Genomic DNA, 20,721 nt, shown 5'->3' on the forward strand with positions numbered 1-20,721 from the left:
TATCATTTCGGAGATCATATGTCCAAAGATACAAGCGCCCAAAAACAATCTCTTCCAGACACTTTTTTATTTCAAGTAACACTTTTTGCCACTGCCTCAATGACGGTGCTTGGAGGCACGATTATTGCACCCTCCTTACCTCATTTTGAAGAGCATTTTGCAGGTGTGCCTCACATTGATATGCTTTCGCGTTTAGTTTTGACGCTCCCTGCGTTATTTATTATGATTTTTGCGCCTATTAGTGGATTTTTGCTTGATAAGTATGGTAGGTTACGATTTTTATATCCGAGTATCTTTCTATGGAGCGTGAGTGGGGCGTGTGGATTTTTCTTAGAGGCAAGTATTTATTGGATTCTCATATCAAGGGCAATTTTTGGCATTGCCACAGCGTTTGTAATGACTGCTGTAAGTGCTCTTATCGGAGATTATTATCAAGGTGCAAAGAGGGAGAGAGCTTTAGGATTGCAAGGCTTTTTTATGGCAGGCGGAGGTGCTGTATTTCTTGTGTTGGGTGGAGTGTTGAGCGATATAGATTGGCGTTATCCCTTTTTGGTGTATCTTTCAGGTTTTATTATTTTGATTCTAGCCTTTATAATGCTTTTTGAGCCAAAACGCAATGCGTCCAAATCAGATGTCAAGGCGGTAAATTTTAGTTTTTTCAAATTTGCACCCATTTATCTTTTTTCATTTTATGCAATGAGTATGTTTTATGTAATGCCCACGCAGATTCCGCATTTTATCACGCATAATCTCAATAAAAGCGGGAATCTTATCGGTATAAGTTTGGCTGTAAGCTCTCTTTGCACAGCTATTTTATCGCTTTTTTATGCAAGACTTCGCGCAAGATTGAGTGTGTTTCTTTTGTATTTTGTATCCCTAAGTGCTATTGGCGGAGGATTTTTACTCATTGGAATGTTTCAAAGCTATGAGATTCTTATTTTTGCTCTAGTGCTTGTGGGTTCGGGGCTAGGGATTATTCTCGTCAATAATAGCTCGTGGTTACTAAGCGTAGCAGGCGAATATGAGCGTGCAAAGGCAGCAGGATTCTTGTCTGCAAGTGTATTTATGGGGCAATTTTGCTCACCTTTTATCACGCAGCCACTTGTACGTTTAGGCGACATACCTTTTATGCTCAATGTTAATGGTGTGATTTTGCTTGTAAGCGCGGTAATTTTTCTTTGTTGGCATTTTGTGAAAAAACGATAGGCAAAATCTTTGAAGCGAGGTTATGTTTAAGCTTTTAATGTTCTTTTTGATAAAAAACGCATTCCGTAGCCCACAAGATATATAGGATAGCTTAGAATACCTATATAGCCGATAATTCTTTGTGCTAAAAGCCCAGAATGTGCAAGAATCATTGCTACCCAAAAAAGTGCAGCAAAAAAGAAAGATATTTTTTATGCCAAAAGGCTTTTTGGTATTTAAATTCTCATCTATACCATCGGCTTTGGGCAAGAAAATAGAATCTAATATGTCCATCACTCCTATAAATAAAATCATAAGATATAAAAATAGGAACACTATTTCGGTTATCACAGGAATATATCTGCTACCAGAAAGTGCATTTCCCTCATAATCGTGTGTCGCTTTATTCCACAAAAAAGTAATAAAGCCCCAAAATGAGCGTTTAGAGTGTTGAGCACTCTCTCCTTCATTTCTTTGTCGGCTTAAAGATTCTTTAATCTGCGCTTCCACAGCAGCCAAGCTTTGAAAAGGACTTGTGTTTTTTGTCCGATACGCATTTTCGTTTAGAGTATCTGGTGGAGGCACAATGTGTGTTTTGTAAAAGTTATATTCCTTATCGCTTAAGGCTTGTTTGTGTATTTCTAGGGCTTGATAGGCTTTATTTTGGGCAAGGAGCAAGTCGGCATACAAAGAGAAATTTTTTTGCGTGTATGGCGAGAGATTTTGCATAAATATGAGAGTGCTAAGACTTGCTATGAGCGATTTTTTATCAAGCTGTGAGCGTTCATCTAAAAATTCATTTTTGCCAAAAGATTCTAAGGCAAAAGTATAGTGTCGGCTCAAATTGCTTGCCATAGCGAGGCAAAGAAAATCTAGCCCTGCTAAAAAAGTATTAGAATCTGCAAAAAGTTGCTCTTCGCTCCTGCCATTAAGTACCCTTTCGCGTAATTGCACATTTTCACTTATTTTTTGCCCTATTTCTAGTTTGTAAAGTACAAAAGCGTCTTTGAGGTGTTTTAAGGTATGGTTAATATTATCAGGGGAGGATAATTTGAGTGCCTTATCGTGCTGTATCGTTTTTTGCAAAAAATCAAAGGCTATTTGTGGCATATCTTCTTGGGATATATCCTGCCCAAAACTTAGCACAAAAGTGCAGAGTAAAAGAATCCATTTTTTCATCTTTTTCTTTATATATTTTTAAGTATTTGGAGTAAGGATTTAAGCTGTTTAAAGTGATGAATGTATTGCTCTTTATAGGTTACAATAATTGCAGATTGCTTCACGCAAAGTGCTTTTTGCTCTCGCTCAAAGTGCCATAAAGCTTTTTTATGCAGTGGTTGAGTTAAAAGATTTTCTTGTAAAAACCCAAAGTGAAACCCAGCATTTAGCTCATCGCGGATATTTTCAAGCGTGGGGTTAAAAAGTGGTAGAGTATCAGGTGTTTTGGTATATTTTTCTAAGGCTTCTTGGATTTTTAGGCTTATGGTATTGAGACATAGATTTACTGCCAGTGGGTAGTTAAGCGTGATGATTTTTGCAAAGAGCATTAGTTGAGCGTTGAGATGCTCACAATGCTCGCGCACAAGCTCATCGTATGCTTCCATTATCTCATTGAGTGTTTTTTGCAGCAGCGAGTTTTGCAAAGCAGGGATAAATGCCTCATACCATTGTATAATGCTTTCGTTCAAATGCCCTATATGGGTGTTTAATAAAGCATTAAATTCCTCTCCTGTCGCAGTTATATCAAAGCCAAGTTTAGTAAAATGCCTTGCAAATGTGGAATCTGTATTGCATAGACTTAGGCTTAATCGTTCTCTAGGAAGCGTGGTAATATCTTTTGTTTGCGTATTTTGCGTTTTTATGCCAAATTTTTTATCAACGCGCATAAAATCTTTGGGTGTTCTCTCAAGGGCATTGTAAATGTGTTGCGTGAGTGATTCAAGATGAGATTCTAGAGTATGAAAAAGAGTAGGAAATGATGTGTAAAACGCACTTTGAGGGTATTGCTCTGTAAAATGCCTAGCAGAATCTGCAAGGAGTGCCTCGCATTTGGTAAATCGCAAATATGCGTGAAAGCTTAAACGAGCATACTTGAGCGTAAGAATGCGAAGTTGAGTGAGAATCGTGCGTTTTTTGGATTCTTGTGCTAAGGGGGCGATGTGTGTATGGAGAAAATCAAGCACAAAATCTATCTGAGAATCCGCCCTCATATGCCCTCTTTGCTCCTGTGGAGCATCATAAGAGAGGAGAGCATTTTTAGCAGATATGGCTAGAATCTCCTCAAAAAGCCCATTGAATGCCCTTTTGGCATATTCAAGGCTTGTGTTAATTTCATCTTGGTTTTTAAGCCTATCTTTTTGATTGAGCACACAGAGGCTTTTGCTTGCATAACGTTTGATATGTGATTGGATAATTTCTTTTTCGCTGTGCTTGCCGACATTATCAATGAGAGTAAGCCAAATGATGCCATCAACACTCTCTAACACGCTATTTGTGGTATCCGTATCGCTTTGATTTTGTGAGTTAAAGCCGGGTGTATCAAGGAAGCTTATTTTTTTAAGAATCTCTAATGGTGCATAAAGTTTATAAAAGGCGATTTTGGCGTTTTGGACTTCATTTGCTTCGTTGAGGTATGAGAGTGTTTTTGTGGCAGTATTGCCATTTTTGTAGTGTATTTCAAGTGCATAATCTTGCCCATAGACAATATGGCATATTTTGGCAGTGATGGGTGTAATACCGCTGGGCAGGATATTTTTGCCTAAAAGTGCATTTAAAAAAGTGGATTTTCCGCTACTAAATTGCCCAATCACAGCCACCTTCATCGGTTCTTGTATGCTTTGAGTGAGAGATTGTAATGTGTGTGAAGCGTGAGAATCGAGTGAAGCAATCTGACTAAGCGCATAATGAGTTTTGTCAATAAGTGCGTAGAGGGGATTCCCACCTTGCAAGAGTTGATTTTTTGCACTGATATATTCATTGATAAAATCCTCTAGCAGATTCTCATTTGTTTGTTCCATATATTTTTCCTTATCCTCTTGTATCATTATTGCAGATTGTGCAAACCTTGCAAAAGTTCATCTATAATATTTTTGAGATTTTTTTGCTGTGCAGAAAGAGATTCTTTAAGAGCTTGGGTATTTCCATTTTCTCTTTTGGCTAAAGCAGCGTTGAGACTTTCTTGCTTGTAGGCAATTTGCATTTGAATATGATTTTTCATAGATTGGGTAATCTCATTAAAATGTGCTAAAAATAGAGCCGTAATGTCTTTGTTTTTATTTTGAATAATCTCACCAAAGGAACGAAACATATCTGCAAAAAGTTTATCAAGCGCATTGCTAAGTTTATTTTGGCTAGATGTATTAAAAGAGCGCACAAGAGAGGGAAGTGCAGAGAGTAATTCTTGAGTAATCGCATTTATTTGTGCATTTTTAAGTTGAAAATGAATATGTGGAGGTGGAGAATCCACTTCATCTGTGAGTGTTATAGCACTTTTAAGCTGGGCAATTTTTTTACCTAATTTATATTTATACTCTCGCCCCACATCTGCAAAGCAATCTTTAAGTCCTAGCTCTATCATTTTATGCAGTGCGTTTGTATCGGGTTTTGCGCCACGTGTATAGTCATAAACAATATCATTGAATACCTTATCCTTAATAAGCGTTGAAGCTTTGTTCAGGGTATTTGCGCTAAAGAGTTGAAGAGAATCAAGAAATTCACTTAATTCATTATGGAGGGCATTAAGATGTGTTTCAAGTTCGTGAAGTTCGCGCATAAGCGCCTCATTGTGCGCCTTATCTTGGGCGATAAGCTCTTCTAGTTCCTCGCCACTCGCATTGAGCAGAGAAGATTCTAAATTAATAATTTCCTCTGCATCTTGGGCAACTTTGAGCGTGGCTTTATAAGCAAGATAAAGCATATCTTTTGCCTTAAGGCTATCCTCGCCAAGAAGCATTTTTTGCAAATACGATTCTATCTCAAGGATACCACTTTGTTCCAAAGTGAGGGAAAGATTGCTTGTATCACCTTTAGTGCGATAAAGCAGGGCTGCATATCCCGCAAGAGGGATAAAATCAATGCGATTCATCAGGGATTGCATATCTCCTTTATAGTTTGCCTTTTTAAGCTGGGCAACAAGGCTTGATTTAGTATATTCAAGTGAAGATTTAAGCTCTTGTGGTGTAAGTAAATCTATGCGTGTGAGCACTACAAGAAGACGCGAGATATTTTGCTCAAGTAAAGATTCCAAGATAAAATCAATATCCACTTGCGTTGCCGCACAACTCGCATTCATTACGTGAATAAGCACATCGCAACGTTGAATATAAGCACGAGTGATTTCTTCGCGTTTTGTGATTGGGTCATCAAGTCCGGGTGTATCAACAATCTCCACACCATTTTTCAAAAATGACAATGGTGTGAAAAGCTCCACTTCTTGGATAAGGTTACAGAATTTACTTGTGTGGTTAGCTGAAGTATAGATACTCAACTCATTGATTTGAATCTCTTTTGTTGTATGAGGCTGGGTAATAAATGTGTCTAATTGTGCGCCAAAGTGCGCTTGGCTTTCTTCTATAAAGTCTTTAAGGCTTTTGTCATACGCGCTTTGCTCACATAAATCAGCCCATTGTTTTTTGCTCCAAAAATGCACTCTTGCTCCCGCCATTTCTCCATAGCGTAAAATGGTAAGATTGGCAGTTTCTGGCACGCTTGAGCTCCCTAAAATTTCTTGAGATAAAAGTGCGTTTAAGAATGTGGATTTCCCCGCACTTAGCACTCCTGTAATGCCGATAGAAAAATGCTGATTCTCTAATTTTTCAATGATATGTGCAAGCGAGTTTTTAAGACTCTCTTGTGGAAGCAAAGGTGAAAGATTGGTATGGATTAGACTAAGGGCATTATGCAGTGATTTAAGGCTTTGTTGAGGTTTGGGAGTATCTTTTTGTGTTTTCTTTTTGGTTAAAAAAGTATTCTTAAGTGAAGCAAATAAATCAAGCTCGTGCTCATCAATGATATGTGCGAGATTAAGCCGAATAAAAAAGGGTAAAAGCTCCTCAAATAAATGCGGGTTATGCTCTATGAGAGTGGCTTGAAGAGTAAGAATATCTTGTAAAAGTGCGCTAAGAACCATAGTTTTGTCATCATTTGTAGTATAAGAATCTATTTGGGATTGTATGCGTGATATATGCAAAGATTCTAAGATTTTTATAAAACTTTGGCATTGCATAAATAGCGCAAGATTGCGCTCATTGGCACAAAGTAGAATGCTCAAAGTTTGTGGGCAGAGTGTATTGAACATAGAATCTTGTATTTTTTCCATAGGAAGTGGCGGCTGCACTCTATGAAAAGTCTCAAAAAAATGCTGTAAAATTGGCATATTAAGATGTCCCCATTTATTTATTTGTGGAGCATAATTTTACACCAAAATACCAAAAGTAAAATAAATAAATAATTATCGCTCAAAATGCCGCAAAAATTTTACAAAAAAGCACATCTTGTGTGAGCAAAGATATATAAAATTTGATAGAATCCGCCTTTTGTGATGTTATTGTAATTGGAGTGTGTGTGAGATTTTTTAAAAGGGCATTCATACTTTATATTGATGGCTTTAAGAATCTAAAACTTGGCAAAGTGCTTTGGAAGATTATTATTCTTAAACTTATAGTGATTTTTGTTGTGCTTAACATATTTATTTATGATAAAAGCCTTTCTAGTGTAGGTGATGATAAGCAAAAAAGCAATTTTGTATTAGAGAATCTAATAAAGAAAAATTAAGGAAAAATGATGGATATAATAAATGAGATTTCAAGTGTGAATTGGGCAAGAGCGCAGTTTGCCCTTACAGCGCTATATCACTTTTTATTTGTGCCTTTGACTTTGGGACTTTCTTTTATTATTGCAATTATGGAGAGTATTTATGTCAAAAGTGGCAATCCACAATGGCGCAAAATTACGCGTTTTTGGCTTACACTTTTTGCGATTAATTTTGCTATTGGCGTGGCAACAGGCATTATTATGGAATTTGAGTTTGGCACAAATTGGGCAAATTATTCTTGGTTTGTGGGCGATATTTTTGGTGCTCCTTTAGCGATTGAAGGCATTATGGCATTTTTCTTAGAAGCGACATTTTTTGCAGTAATGTTTTTTGGCTGGGACAAGGTCTCTCAAAGGTTTCATTTAGTATCTACTTGGCTTGTTGCGATTGGAAGCAATCTCTCGGCATTTTGGATTCTCGTAGCAAATGGTTGGATGCAATATCCCATAGGCACGATTTTTAATCCCGATACCGCACGCAATGAGATGAGCAGTTTTTGGGAAGTAGCTCTTTCGCCTGTGGCAATATCAAAATTTCTCCACACAGCAGCAAGCGGATATGTCATCTCCGCACTTTTTGTAGTGGGGATTTCTGCTTTGTATCTCCTCAAAGGACAATTTCGTGTTGAAGCAAAAAAAAGTTTGGTTGTGGGTGCGAGCTTTGGGCTTATTACTTCAATATTTTTATTTTTCAGCGGAGATGAGAGCGCTTATCGTGTAACGCAGCATCAGCCGATGAAGCTTGCTGCAATGGAGGGAATCTATGATGGGCAACATCGTGCTGGTATTACTGCATTTGGGATTTTAAACCCAAGCAAAAAGCCCGGTGATGACAAGGAAGTGTTTTTGTTTGATGTTACCATTCCTTACGCACTTTCTATTTTGGGTAATCGTAGTCCAAATAGCTTTGTTCCGGGCATTAATGATTTGCTTTATGGCAATGAGCAAAAAGGTATAGTGGGTATAGATTCTAGAATCCTTAGCGGTAAAATTGCCCTCCAAGCACTCAAAGACTACAAGGAGGCAAAAGCGCAAAATGATGAGGAGCGTATGAATCTTTCTCGTGAGATTTTGCAATCGCATATGTCAAATTTTGGCTATGGCTACCTATCGCAACCTGAAGAGGCAATACCACCTATTGCCTTGACATTTTATAGTTTTCATTTAATGGTAGCACTAGGCAGCGCGTTTTTTGTGCTTTTTATTGTCGTGTTGTATTTGGCAATGGCAAATGATATAGAGAAATTCCGCAAGATTCTATGGTTATGCGTGATTGCTATACCTTTTGGATATATTGCTGCAGAGGCAGGGTGGGTAGTCGCTGAAGTGGGAAGACAGCCTTGGGCGATACAAGATTTACTTCCTGTTAGTGTCGCAGCTACGAAGCTTTCAAGTGTGAATATACACATTTCATTTTTTCTTTTTGCTTGCCTTTTTACACTTTTGCTTTGTGCCGAAATTGGCATTATGGTGCGCAGCATTAAAAAGGGTTTTGAGGAAGAGCACACAATTATTCAAAGTGTGAATGGAGGCAAATAATGTTTTTTGGACTTGATTTGGGTGCATTGCAAATATATTGGTGGATTATTATCAGTTTGCTTGCGGGTTTGCTTGTATTTATGTTTTTTGTGCAAGGTGGGCAAAGCCTTATTTGCGTGATTGCCAAAGATGAGCTAGAAAAAACAATGCTCATTAATTCGCTTGGGCGCAAATGGGAGCTTGGATTCACTACTTTGGTGCTTTTTGGCGGAGCGTGTTTTGCTGCATTTCCTTTATTTTATAGCACGAGTTTTGGTGGGGCATATTGGATATGGTTGGCTATTTTATTATGCTTCATCATTCAGGCAGTGAGCTATGAATATCGTAAAAAAGAGTGCAATTTACTAGGTTCAAAGGTATATGAGGTATTTTTGTGGATTAATGGTGTATTTGGTGTATTTTTAATCGGTGTAGCAATAAGCACATTTTTTAGCGGTTCACATTTTGTGCTTGATGAGCATAATTTCGTGGAATGGAGTATGGTTAGTCGGGGCTTAGAGGCATTGCTTGAGCCTGCAAATTACTTGCTTGGCTTGACATTGGTATTTTTGGCTCAGATTCTAGGGGCGAGTTATTTTTTAAACAACATAGATGATGAGCGTATAGCTAAACGCGCAAGAAAAGCGATTCTGTTCTCAAGCATTGCTTTTTTGCCTTGTGTGTTTGGATTTTTGGCGTGGATTTGTTGCAAAGATGGATTTTACATAGAGGCTGGAAAAGTAACCTTGCAACCCTATGTGTATTTGCATAATTTCCTTTCATTGCCTTATTTAATTATAGGGTTACTTATTGGTATAGTCTTGGTGCTATGGGGGATTTATCTCAATGTCTTTACACAGAGCAAAAAGGGTATTTTCCCTCTTGGTGTAGGCAGTGTGCTTGTGGTAATGGCGGTATTTTTGAATGTGGGTTTAGGGCAGAGCGCATTTTATCCCTCAATCGCTGATTTGCAAAGCTCACTTTATATCAAAAACGCTTCTTCAAGCTATTATACGCTTTCTGTAATGAGCTATGTATCTTTGCTTGTGCCTTTTGTTGTGGCGTATATTGTCTATGTATGGCGTGCGATGGATAGGGTAAAGATTACTAGAGATGAAATGCAAGCAGATTCTCATACCTATTAAACTTAGAGTGTGAGTTTATAGGTAATGGTACATATTGTTAAAAGCCCTGTGATAAAGACAAATGCGTCTAATGCTGGGTTTTTAAATTGTTTCATTTTAGACACACTATAAATGGCAATAATTGGCATCAAAAATAAAATAGCCGCAATAATCGGACCTCCCAAATCCTCAATAAATCCTAAAACGCTTGGATTGACATAGGCAGTAATAAGCATAATGACATACATTGCAAATGTGCATATTATTGCGATAAGCTTAAGATTTGGTTCTTTGTTTCCTGCAATTTTGCAGCATTTTCTTACAATGCCATACGCTCCCTCACGCGCACCAAAATAATGCCCAAAAAATGAACTAGAAATTGCCAAAAATGCAATCAAAGGACCACCATAGGAAATCAAAGGATTATCAAGCTTATTGGCAAAATATGAGAGCACAGGGATATTTTGCGCTCTAGCTTCTATAAGCTCTTGTGGAGTGAGAGAAAGCACACAAGAGATGACAAAAAACATCACAAAGGCAAGGAGCATAATTGAAGTGCGCAAGAGAATAGAATCTGATTTGGCAACAGCATTTGTTCCATATTCGCGTTTAACATTAAGCGAAAAGGTAGAAATAGCCGGAGAGTGATTAAAAGAAAACACAAGGACAGGAAGCGTAAGCCACACAATGGTTAAAAAATCTATTGTAGGCGGCACAGATGTAATGCTTTCAAGATTCCATTGAGGAATGAGATAGAGTGAGAATGCAAATAAAATCGCACAAAGCGGATATACAAGCCATTGGCACACTTTTATAATGAGCTTTTCGCTAAAGAGCATAATAAGCATAAAGCTACTGACTAAGATAAAAACAAGTCCAGCTCGCCAAAGCGGTTTCAAGGTGGCAAATTTATCTGTTTGGTTATAATAAATGCTTTGTATGAATCCAGCTAAAGTGCCAAGTGGCACATCTGATGAGTGATTTTCATTGACAAGAGGGAGAATCTGATAATAAATAAAACTCTCAAATGTATTTGTAATACCCACACAATAGGCAAGGCAAATAGGAAAAATAGCGAAAAAATATAAGATTGAGATACATATACTTACATTGCGTCCGAAATATTCTTCTGCGGCGTAAGTGATGTCTTTGTCATTGCCATTTGCCTGACATACGAAGCGGCTAAGGGCACGATGACTAAGATAAACCATAGGAAATATAATAAAACTCATCACTATCACAGGCAAAATGCCTCCTCCGCCTGCTTTGATGGGCAAATATAAGATGCCAGCACCCACAGCTGTCCCAAAAAGAGAAATTATCCAGCTTGTATCAAAACTATTCCATTTATTCATTTGAGTTTCCTTGTTATAACTTTTTAAGAATGCTTTTTGAGCATTCTGCGCAATGAAACATAGAATTTCATCCACTCATTGAGTTCCATAAGCGGGTGTCCGCCCCATTTGGTATGTGGGGGGAGGTTTTTGCCTACTGCTCCGCGTCCAGCGACTTGCACAAAATCTCCAATATGAACGTGCCCTCCTGTTCCAGCTTGCCCACCCATTACTACATTGCGCCCAGTGGTAGTTGAGCCAGCAAGTCCTACTTGCGAGACAAGCAAAGTATGCTCCCCAACAACGCAGTTATGCCCTATTTGCACGAGATTATCAATTTTTGCCCCTTGTTTTATAAGTGTTTCACCAAATACAGCCCTATCAATAGCGTTATTTGCACCAATTTCTACATCATCTTCTATGACAACGCGTCCATTGTGTTCAATTTTGATATGTTTGCCCTCTTTAGTATGTGCATATCCGAATCCATCACAGCCTATTATGCTTCCTGCGTGGATATTCACGCGATTGCCAATGAGTGTATCGCGATAAATCACGACATTAGGATAAATCTTGCAATGCGCACCAATAGATACATTCTCACCAATGACGACACCGGGCATAAGTATGGAATCTGCACCAATAGATACATTCTCACCCAGTGAAACATTTGAAGCAATATGCGCACTAGGGTGGATTTGTGTGTGAGATTCTAATGAGGGCTTTATATCAAAGCCATCACGCACAAAAAGGGCAGAAAGCAGAGCAAAAGCAAGATGAGGATTCTCTACTTCAAGAGGTTGGATATGTGAGGGGACTTTATCAAGTAGATTTGGGCGGATAAGCACAGCCCCAGCTTGAGAATCTATAAGTTTGTTGAGATATTTATCTTGGTCTATATAGCTTATTTGTGTAGCAGTGGCAGATTCTAAAGGGGCAATACCACTTAGCTCAAAGTCGTTTTGAAGAGTATTTTGAAGTGTGAGATAACCTTTAAATGCTAGATTCAAAGCTTGGGAGAGCAGCATTGGCAATCCTTTAATAATTAAGATTCTAAGATGTCAATCATAGCATAATAATGCCATAGCACAGGTAACACTTAGCGATTGCATATAAAGTTTTCATAATATTTTAGAGTATAATACGCAACCTTTAAAGATGGTGCATTTTGGACATAAGGAGTAGAGTATGCAAAATAATGTTGATAATGTAGTTCTACAAATCGGGGCAGGTGGAGTTGGTGGCGTGGTGGCACACAAAATGGCGATGAATAGGCAAACTTTTTCGCGCATTATTTTAGCTTCGCGCACATTAGATAAATGCAAGGCAATCGCGGGTTCTATCCGCGCTAAGGGCTTGGGCGAGATTGAGATTGATGTAGTTAATGCGGATAATGTGGAATCTGTGGTGGCTCTCATTGAAAAATATCGCCCAAAAGTCGTGGTAAATGTCGCGCTGCCTTATCAGGACTTGAGCATTATGGAGGCGTGCTTGCGCACTAGAGTGCATTATTTGGATACTGCAAATTATGAGCACCCAGATTCTGCGCATTTTGAATATAAAGAGCAGTGGGCGTATGACACGCGCTATAAAGAGGCGGGCATCTTTGCATTGCTAGGTAGTGGCTTTGACCCGGGCGTTACAAATGTCTTTTGTGCCTATGCGCAGAAGCATTATTTTGATGAGATTCATAGCATTGATATTTTGGATTGTAATGCAGGAGACCACGGCTATGCGTTTGCGACAAACTTTAATCCCGAGATAAACTTGCGTGAAGTCAGCTCCAAAGCGCGTTTTTGGGTCAAAGAGCCTCAAAGTCAATATGCGCAAAACTTTGACCTTTCGCGTGATAGCATTTATCGCAAGTTTGAGGCTAAGGAGAAGCATTGGGAAGCGGAAGTAAGAGCAAAGGAGATTGAGAGAATCGGCAATCAAGCGGAAGGAGTTGAGATGAGAAATCGTGGTTTTCAAGGCGGAAGCGAAGGGAGTTTAGCAAGCCTAAATGACCAAGCTGACAACGTAGAATCCACGATTTATCGCTCAAATACAACGCTCCAAAATGAGCCATATTTTAATGGGGAGTGGCGCGATATTCCGCCTCTTGCACTAATGAAAGAATGGAATTATCCCGAAGTGGGCGTGAAAAATAGCTATCTACTTTACCACGAGGAGTTAGAATCTCTTGTGCGCAATATCAAAGGGCTAAAAAGAATCCGCTTTTTTATGACTTTTGGTGAGAGTTACCTCACGCATATGAAGTGCTTAGAGAATGTCGGGCTTTTGCGCGTGGATAGTATAGAGCATAAGGGGCAAAAAATCGTGCCAATAGAGGTGCTAAAGACGCTTTTACCTGACCCTGCAAGCCTAGCCCCTCGCACAAAGGGCAAGACAAATATCGGCTGCTATATCAAGGGCGTAAAAGGTGGCAAGGAGCGCATAATTTATATTTATAATGTGTGTGAGCACGAGAAATGCTATGCGGAAGTCAATGCACAAGGCGTGAGCTATACCACAGGTGTGCCCGCGATGATTGGGGCAAAACTCATCTGCGAGGGCAAGTGGGGGACAAATTGTGCAAAAATTGTGAGCGGAGCGGATAATAGCGATATGCCAAAGGGCGGGGAAACTCAAGGGATTGATAATGCTGAATTTCAAGGTGCGGGTGTGTGGAATATGGAGCAAAACGACCCTGACCCCTTTATGAACGAGCTCAACAAGCAAGGATTGCCCTATGTCGTGCTAGAAATAAGCGAAAATGGAGAATCTAAGGTGCTTGAAGATGGGAGGAAGCATTGTGAGTAGTAAAGAAAATATGATGAAAAATAAACGAAAATTTGATGAATTTTATTCTGATATAGAAGACAAAATCATCTCATTTAATAAACTTAACAAAGACAACTATTTAGTCTATGAGAATCAAATGTTTTGCCCTGATTGTCGTAAGGCTAAATTATCTTATGTGTTTAACACCAAAACGCCACATTTAAAGAGTAAAAGTGGCGGAAAGAATCCTCCACATCAAGAATCTTGTCCATATGGGTATAAACCTGCTTCTAATAACAGCGTTAGAAACCATATAGATGCACTTAATAATACGCAGATTGAACATAAATTAGCTTCAATGATGAGATACTTGCTCACAGACAAAAGCATAAGGCAGACATTTTTATCAGATGATACAGGGCAAAATAATCCAATGTTGATTGAGGCAGTAGCAGGAGCGACAAGGACATATAACACAATGAGGCGGAAAAGTTTGGGGGCATATTTTACAGAGGAAGATAAGGGCGAAATTTATGTATTTTATGGGAAAGGAAATCTAAAGCTTAATGATAAAGGAAATTATGCGTTTTTAAAAATTGTGATAGGTGGCAAAACGATTTCGGTTCATCGCCCTAAAAATCTTATACCCAATGATATAGAGGAAAATGCAGAATATTATATTGTTTGCATAGGTTATTTAAAAGATTCGTTATTTAAAATAGAATTATTAAAATCAAATTGTTTGAAGTATCAAAGAGTTTAAAATAAGGACGCAAAATGTCAAACTTCGCTTTTCTTACTAACAACCTTTTTACCACTTACACCCTAGAAGTGGATTTCCCGCACATTTATAAGTTTGCAGAAAATAAGCAAAAAGCACAAGACGCACTAGATTCTATAAAAGCACTTTATGATAAGGAGAAGTTTTTAAAGCAAAATGAACCACAATTAGAAAATGATTTTATCGCCAAAGTATTGGGGATTCTAGGTTGGCACTCTATTCGCCAAGAGGAAAAAATTATTCAAGGTAAGTTAGATAAGCCCGATTTCTTACTTTTTAGCGATATAGATTCTAAAAAAGCCTATGAAAGCATAGAAAGAGAGCAAAGGAAAGCGACAAATGCCCATATTTCTGTGATTTTAGAATCCAAAGCTTACAATGTAGAGGTGGATAATAAAAAGATAAAAGACAATCCACATTTCCAGCTTTTGCGCTATTTAAGTAGCCTTAAGCTTGATTTTGGATTTTTAACCAATGGCAGGATTTGGCGGTTTTATGATAATTCTAAATTGAGTAGCCAAAAAATCTTTTATGAAATTCATTTAGAAAAGCTTTTAGAATTGGGCGATTTAGAGGATTTTAACTATTTTTATCACATTTTTCACGCAAACAACTTCACACAAAAGCCAAATGTAGAATCCAAAAATACAATCACAGATATTCTTAACAAAAATAATCAAGCTAAAATCAATATAGAAGATGACTTGCAATCCCTCATTTATGGAATCAATGGCAAGGATTCTTTGTTTGAGAAAATCGGCTCTTGCATTTATGCTAAAAATCCTAATGCCAAGCTAGAAGACATTTACCAATCCTCGCTTTATTTTATCTTCCGCCTCCTGTTTATTGCCTATTTTGAGGATAAGTTTGACGCGATTCTCTCAAGTCATTCAAGCTTTAAAAAGCATATTAGCCTTTATACTTTGCTTGAAAAGCTTAAAAGCCAACAGGACGATTTAACTCAAAGTTATGTCGGCTTAAGCGAACTTGAAAGGGTTTTTAAAATCTACAATGAGGGCAATCCAAACTTAGATATGCCAATCTTTAATGGGGGACTTTTTGATGAAGCCAATGCCCTGCTACTTAAAAAGCCCAAAATTTTTAACGATAAGGAATTGACAGAGATTTTAGATTCTCTTTTTAACTATCAAGGGGTGCATAGCCAAAATCCTAAAACACTCTTTAGACGCGATTATCGCACTTTGAGTGTGGCTCATTTAGGCACGATTTATGAGGGATTGCTCTCTTATTTCTTTGAAGTCGCAGAGGAGGATTTATTCTACCTCCTCTATGCACCCAAAAAGGGCAAGGGCAAACTAGAATCCATTGAAGGCTATTTTGATAGCTATGATTATGCAAAAATCGCTAAAGATTCCACAATCCACCGCGCCCAAGAGTATAAAAAAGGACAAATCTATCTTAAAAACACGAGCAATTCACGCAAAAGCACCGCAAGCTTTTACACACCAGAATCTATCACCAAATTTTTAGTAGAAAATGCCCTGCAAAATAAGCTTAATGATACTAATATCTTGCATTTTAAAATCTTAGATAATGCCTGTGGAAGCGGACATTTCCTAGTAGAGGCACTCAACCAAATCACGCAAATGATTCAAAATGATTTTGATTCTTTTCCTGCTTTAAAATCTTTGTATGAGAAAGAAAAACAAGCAGTGCAAAGTAATATTTGTAAGTTTATCAAAGGCTATGAAGCCGATGAAAGCGATATTTTGAAGCGGCTGCTTTTAAAAAGGGTGATTTTTGGAGTTGATTTAAACCCCTTTAGCATTGAGCTTACTAAGCTTAGTCTTTGGATAGATAGCTTTATCTTTGGCACACCGCTTAGCTTTTTAGAGCATCACATCAAATGCGGTAACGCTTTAATCGGCACGAGCATAGGAGAATTGAAAAAGTATTTTAATGCCTTGCAAAAAAGCAGGGGAGGTAATTTGTTTATTTCTAGCTTTTTGGAGGAGTTTCAAGCTTTAGGAGAAGTGTTTGATAAGCTAGATTCTATCAAAGACACCACTGAAGAGCAGATTAAAGAGAGCAAAAGGCTCTATAAAGAGGAGATTACCCCAACATTAGAAAAGCTTAATTTGTATTTAAATATGCTCAATGCTCAAAGTTTTATGAATAACCAAGAGTTAAAAGCCTTAAAAACGCTCACAGAGAGTGATAATATAGAAAAACTCACACAAAGCGAAGTTACAGAGTATCAAAGTCTAAGGGAAGCAATCCAAGCTTACGCACAAAAATACCGCTTTTTCAACTATGAGATAGAGTTTCCCGAGATTGTCTCAAATGATACTTCATTTATAGGATTTAACTGCATTATAGGCAATCCACCGTGGGATAAAACAAAATTTAGCGATAGCGACTTTTTCCCGCAGTTTGTGAGTAACTACCGCACTCTAAGTAATAGTGGTAAAAAGGAGGTGCAAGATAATCTCCTAGCTAAAAGCTATATCAAAAAAGAATATGAAAGACAAAAGAGCTTTGCTAGTATCCAAAATAACTATTACAAAGCCCATTTTCCTCTAAATGCTGGTAGTGGTGATGGCAACTTGTTTCGCTTTTTTGTAGAGCGCAATTTAAGCCTTTTGGGAGAGAATGCCTCATTAAACTATGTGCTTCCTAGTGCGCTAATGCTAGAAGAGGGAAGCTATACCTTGCGCAAAGAGATTTTGGAGAATAAAAGCCTAAAATATTTTTATTCTTTTGAAAACAGAGAGGGGATATTTAGAGATGTGGATTCTCGCTATAAATTTGCTTTAATGCAGGTGGTAAATGTCAAGTCAGAGCCAAAATACACTATTCAAACAATGTTTTATAAAACCCGCATTGAAGAAGTGTATGAGAAGCAAAACATTATCCCGCTTACTTTGCAAGATATTAAGGCGCTCAGTCCCAATCAGCTTGCCCTCCAAGAAGTGCGAGGTAAAAAGGATTTAGAGATTTTGCGTAAATGTTACACAGCCTTTGCTCCGCTTAACTCTCTTGATATGAGGCGAGAGCTAGATATGACTAATGACAAAGGGATTTTTTTAGAATTTCGTAATGAATTACATATGACTAATGACAAAGAGCGTTATGTGCCTTTGTATGAGGGCAAAATGATTCATCAATTTGACGCAGAGTTTGCTAAGCCGCAATATCTTTTAGAGATTGCGGCTTTTGATAAACGACTAAGAAGCAAGGAGATTTACCGCTTTAAGCAGGATTTGGGCATTGATAATAAAGAATATCAAAGGCTTTTAGAATCTTTGTATTCCAAAATAAGCAAAGAGAAAGCAGAAGATTCTTTTATTGTCTATGATAGGCAATTTTACCGCTTAGGATTTCGTGCGATTGCGAGTGATACAAATGAGCGCACTTTGATTTTCTCACTTTTGCCGAAAAATTGTGGGGCTGGGAATAGCATTTGGAGCAGTGTGCCAAAAGTGTATAGTTTAGATAATAGAAAAATTACCTATAAAGCAATGAGCCATACTAGACTTTGTTTTGCCTTAGGTATTTTTAATTCTTTAATCGTGGATTTTATTGCAAGGGGAATGCTACAAATCAATGTAAATAAGACTTATTTAGAGAGGATTCCACTCCCTCAACCTAGCAATAAAGAAATCTTAGAAAATGCAACTTATTTGACTATCGCTAAAAATGCTTTAATCTTGCAGCTTTATAACGACAAAGTAGGGCATTTTAAAGAATTGCAAAAGGAATTTGGCATTAAGCAAGATGAGATTCCAAAAACTCCTAAAGCCTATGATACACTAAGGGCAAAGCAAGATATTAATATAGCTAAGCTTTATGGACTAGATTATGAGGAGTTTTGTTATTTGCTAGAATCTTTTAAAGTCCTGCAAAGCAAACAACCCCAATTCATTGCACTTTTGAAAAACTCTGTTTTTTGGGAGTAGGAATGATATGTTAAAATTACATATTACAAAGAAAGGGTGCTTATGAAAATTCACATTAAAAACATTGGAATGCTTGATGAAGCGGAGTTGAATGGTTTAATTAATAAAGATATGTGAAACTTAAAAACCTAAAGTTATGGTGGGAGAAATTGTGATGAAAATCAATGTAAATATACCAGAGGTTGTAGAACAATTAAAAAATGTCAAAGTTGAGAATATAATATTTGAATCAATGATGAATGCGATACAAGCAAATGCCACGCTTATTGAACTTAAGATTATCGCTTCTAGTTTAGATGATAAAAACAAAACTCCCTATATAGATAAAATTGAAGTGATTGATAATGGCGATGGTTTTAATGAGGAAAATCTAAAGTCTTTTGGGGAATATCGTAGTGGTTATAAAAAATCATTAGGTTGCAAGGGCGTAGGGAGATTTATGTATCTCAAGCTTTTTAAAAATGTCAAAATTATAAGTAAGAATAAAGAATTTGATTTTACCTATAATGGTATGACAGAACCAAAAGAGCAAGTTTCTTATGATAAAACTAAAGTAATTTTGTCAAATCCAAAAAATAATTTTTCAGTTGATTTTTCTAAGATTAAAAAACAAATTAAAGAGCATTTTTTAGCTTATTTTAAAACAGAAAGCAAAGATATTCAAATAGATATTTATAGAAATAATGAATGTGTAGATAATGTTAAGAGCAATGAAATACCAGATTTTAAAAAGAAAGAATTTAAAATTAAAAATTATTCCTTTAGCATATCATATCTTTTCGGAGAAAATGATTTTAAAAATGAGGGGTTTTATGTCGCAAATAATAGGGTTGTGATAAAAAATTCAGATTTGGAGCAAGAGAGTAAATATAATTTGCCAAAAGAAAAAGATTTAAGAATATTTTATCTTTTAGAATCTAATTATTTTGATAAAAATGTTAATGACGAAAGAAATGAATTACAGATTTATCCCAAACGAAAAAATTCGCTTGAGTTTGAGGATTTGAGTTGGAATGATATATATGATGAATTAGAAAATCAGCTCAAAGCAATTTATAGAGAGCATAATTTTGATGTAGAAAATACAATTAAAGAAAATAGAAAAAAATCAATCAAAGAATTGCCCTATCTTGGAGTGTATTTTGAAAATAGAAACGAATTAAATGTGAATGATATGCTAGAAAATGCAAAAAAAGAATTTAATGAAGATAAAGATTTTTTAAGAGATGATAGCAATAAAGCAAAAAGAAACTACGAATCTAAATTAACCAAAGTAACTCAAGCAGAATTAGCCGAATATGTATTTGATAGAAATAAATTAATTCAACAATTAAAAAACTCTGTTGATAAAGGGGATATAGAAGCTGAAATTCATAATTTGTTTATGCCTAAAAAAACATTTGATGATAAACAAGATTATAGGAGTAATAATGTTTGGCTATTTGATGATAGATTTATGTGCTATGATAAAATTTTTAGCGATATACAGATTAAGAACATTTTTCCAGAATTACATAAGAATATAGAAAGACCCGATTTACTAAGTATTATTTCTAATACTTACGAAAAAGATAAGATAACCGATATTTTGCTTATAGAATTTAAAAAACCTGAAGCAAAGAAAGAATATTTTGCAATAGCTCATCAACAAATTCTTGGCTATGCAGCAATGATTAATGAAGTTTATTTTCAAAAAAAAGTAAGGATTTGGGCTTATGGATTTTTAAAATTTAGCGATGAGGTTTTAAAGAGTCTTATTAATGATGATTATAATCAAATATATACAAATACCGATTTTCCCATTTGTTATAAATACAATCAAGCAAACAACATAATAATTCATTTTATGGATTATAACTCTTTGATTTGTGATGCGGAGAATAGAAATCAGTTATTTTTGGATATTTTAAGAGGAAAATATTTATGATGACTAATATGCCAAACTTCCTCCTCTACACCACGAAAGATAAAAAGATAAAGGTTGAACTTTATGAGCTAGGCGAGAGTGTATTTTTAGCTCAAGATTCTATGGCAAAACTTTTTGACACCTCCAAATCTAGCATAAGTGAACATATCACAAATATCCTCAAAGAGGGGGAATTGCAAGCAGATTCAGTTATTCGGGAAATCCGAACAACTGCTAATGATGGTAAGCAATACAAGGTGAAATTTTATTCCTTAGAGATGATTTTAGCTGCGGGCTTTCGTGTGCGAAGCAAAAGAGAAGCGCAGTTTAGAATCTAAGCAAACAAGCATAAATACACTATGCCAAAGACACAATCAGA

The 20,721-nt window shown here is 36.7% G+C and carries 14 protein-coding genes; 9 read left to right on the top strand and 5 right to left on the bottom strand.

The features are described 5' to 3' along the window. Positions 1–18: 18 nt before the first annotated feature. On the top strand, positions 19–1,206 hold the full coding sequence (locus OQH61_RS08100; protein WP_266026924.1) for an MFS transporter: 1,188 nt from the start codon (positions 19–21) through the stop codon (positions 1,204–1,206). Here the strand turns inward: OQH61_RS08100 and OQH61_RS08105 are convergent. From OQH61_RS08105 to OQH61_RS08115, 3 genes are read right to left on the bottom strand one after another with little or no spacing between them, the layout of a single operon-like run. Continuing rightward, the gene (locus tag OQH61_RS08105) at positions 1,111–2,364 is read right to left on the bottom strand and encodes a hypothetical protein (RefSeq protein ID WP_266026925.1); all 1,254 of its coding nucleotides are present in this window, start codon (positions 2,362–2,364) and stop codon (positions 1,111–1,113) included. The two genes, OQH61_RS08100 and OQH61_RS08105, sit on opposite strands and share 96 nt — an antisense overlap. An 8-nt stretch (positions 2,365–2,372) precedes the next feature. Next, a complete protein-coding gene (locus OQH61_RS08110; protein WP_266026926.1) occupies positions 2,373–4,202 on the bottom strand; it encodes a dynamin family protein in 1,830 nt (609 codons plus the stop codon). Between the two features lie 26 nt (positions 4,203–4,228). Next, positions 4,229–6,559 carry a dynamin family protein gene (locus OQH61_RS08115; protein WP_266026927.1) on the bottom strand — a complete coding sequence of 777 codons (2,331 nt, stop codon included), beginning with the start codon at positions 6,557–6,559 and terminating at the stop codon, positions 4,229–4,231. 188 nt (positions 6,560–6,747) lie between these two features. On the opposite strand from OQH61_RS08115, the gene OQH61_RS08120 reads away from it, so the two are divergent. The 3 genes from OQH61_RS08120 to cydB are packed head-to-tail and all read left to right on the top strand — an operon-like array spanning position 6,748 to position 9,659. Continuing rightward, complete coding sequence (locus tag OQH61_RS08120) at positions 6,748–6,957, top strand: DUF4492 domain-containing protein (RefSeq protein ID WP_266026928.1); 210 nt, start codon at positions 6,748–6,750, stop codon at positions 6,955–6,957. 18 nt (positions 6,958–6,975) lie between these two features. Further along, positions 6,976–8,535 carry a cytochrome ubiquinol oxidase subunit I gene (locus tag OQH61_RS08125; protein WP_266026958.1) on the top strand — a complete coding sequence of 520 codons (1,560 nt, stop codon included), beginning with the start codon at positions 6,976–6,978 and terminating at the stop codon, positions 8,533–8,535. Next, positions 8,535–9,659 carry a cytochrome d ubiquinol oxidase subunit II gene (gene cydB, locus OQH61_RS08130; protein WP_266026929.1) on the top strand — a complete coding sequence of 375 codons (1,125 nt, stop codon included), beginning with the start codon at positions 8,535–8,537 and terminating at the stop codon, positions 9,657–9,659. The genes OQH61_RS08125 and cydB overlap by 1 nt, the downstream gene beginning before the upstream one ends. Before the next feature lie 2 nt (positions 9,660–9,661). Here the strand turns inward: cydB and OQH61_RS08135 are convergent, their stop codons facing one another. Then, positions 9,662–10,993, bottom strand: a complete 1,332-nt coding sequence (locus tag OQH61_RS08135; protein ID WP_266026930.1) for an HAAAP family serine/threonine permease — start codon at positions 10,991–10,993, stop codon at positions 9,662–9,664. A gap of 23 nt (positions 10,994–11,016) precedes the next feature. After that, a complete protein-coding gene (lpxD, locus tag OQH61_RS08140; RefSeq protein ID WP_266026931.1) occupies positions 11,017–12,000 on the bottom strand; it encodes a UDP-3-O-(3-hydroxymyristoyl)glucosamine N-acyltransferase in 984 nt (327 codons plus the stop codon). Positions 12,001–12,160: 160 nt separating this feature from the next. On the opposite strand from lpxD, the gene OQH61_RS08145 reads away from it, so the two are divergent. The 5 genes from OQH61_RS08145 to rhuM all read left to right on the top strand — a co-directional run bounded on the left by OQH61_RS08145 (position 12,161) and on the right by rhuM (position 20,680). After that, on the top strand, positions 12,161–13,774 hold the full coding sequence (locus tag OQH61_RS08145; RefSeq protein WP_266026932.1) for a saccharopine dehydrogenase family protein: 1,614 nt from the start codon (positions 12,161–12,163) through the stop codon (positions 13,772–13,774). Continuing rightward, positions 13,767–14,498, top strand: coding sequence for a hypothetical protein (locus OQH61_RS08150; RefSeq protein ID WP_266026933.1), 732 nt, complete (start codon positions 13,767–13,769; stop codon positions 14,496–14,498). Before OQH61_RS08145 ends, OQH61_RS08150 begins: the two co-directional genes overlap by 8 nt. Before the next feature lie 14 nt (positions 14,499–14,512). Continuing rightward, a complete protein-coding gene (locus OQH61_RS08155) occupies positions 14,513–18,436 on the top strand; it encodes an Eco57I restriction-modification methylase domain-containing protein (RefSeq protein ID WP_266026934.1) in 3,924 nt (1,307 codons plus the stop codon). A 154-nt stretch (positions 18,437–18,590) separates the two neighbouring features. Beyond that, the gene (locus tag OQH61_RS08160) at positions 18,591–20,363 is read left to right on the top strand and encodes an ATP-binding protein (protein ID WP_266026935.1); all 1,773 of its coding nucleotides are present in this window, start codon (positions 18,591–18,593) and stop codon (positions 20,361–20,363) included. Continuing rightward, positions 20,360–20,680: a RhuM family protein gene (rhuM, locus tag OQH61_RS08165; RefSeq protein ID WP_266026936.1), complete on the top strand. Its 321-nt coding sequence runs from the start codon at positions 20,360–20,362 to the stop codon at positions 20,678–20,680. Before OQH61_RS08160 ends, rhuM begins: the two co-directional genes overlap by 4 nt. Positions 20,681–20,721: the final 41 nt, after the last annotated feature.

The organism is Helicobacter sp. MIT 21-1697, assembly GCF_026241255.1.
GTDB lineage: Bacteria > Campylobacterota > Campylobacteria > Campylobacterales > Helicobacteraceae > Helicobacter_C.

Bases quoted from the DNA above. Each gene is read 5' to 3' on its own strand.
- OQH61_RS08100 (WP_266026924.1), top strand. From the start codon at position 19: ATGTCCAAAGATACAAGCGCCCAAAAACAATCTCTTCCAGACACTTTT.
- OQH61_RS08105 (WP_266026925.1), bottom strand. From the start codon at position 2,364: ATGAAAAAATGGATTCTTTTACTCTGCACTTTTGTGCTAAGTTTTGGG.
- OQH61_RS08110 (WP_266026926.1), bottom strand. From the start codon at position 4,202: ATGGAACAAACAAATGAGAATCTGCTAGAGGATTTTATCAATGAATAT.
- OQH61_RS08115 (WP_266026927.1), bottom strand. From the start codon at position 6,559: ATGCCAATTTTACAGCATTTTTTTGAGACTTTTCATAGAGTGCAGCCG.
- cydB (WP_266026929.1), top strand. From the start codon at position 8,535: ATGTTTTTTGGACTTGATTTGGGTGCATTGCAAATATATTGGTGGATT.
- OQH61_RS08135 (WP_266026930.1), bottom strand. From the start codon at position 10,993: ATGAATAAATGGAATAGTTTTGATACAAGCTGGATAATTTCTCTTTTT.
- lpxD (WP_266026931.1), bottom strand. From the start codon at position 12,000: ATGCTGCTCTCCCAAGCTTTGAATCTAGCATTTAAAGGTTATCTCACA.
- OQH61_RS08145 (WP_266026932.1), top strand. From the start codon at position 12,161: ATGCAAAATAATGTTGATAATGTAGTTCTACAAATCGGGGCAGGTGGA.
- OQH61_RS08155 (WP_266026934.1), top strand. From the start codon at position 14,513: ATGTCAAACTTCGCTTTTCTTACTAACAACCTTTTTACCACTTACACC.
- OQH61_RS08160 (WP_266026935.1), top strand. From the start codon at position 18,591: ATGAAAATCAATGTAAATATACCAGAGGTTGTAGAACAATTAAAAAAT.
- rhuM (WP_266026936.1), top strand. From the start codon at position 20,360: ATGATGACTAATATGCCAAACTTCCTCCTCTACACCACGAAAGATAAA.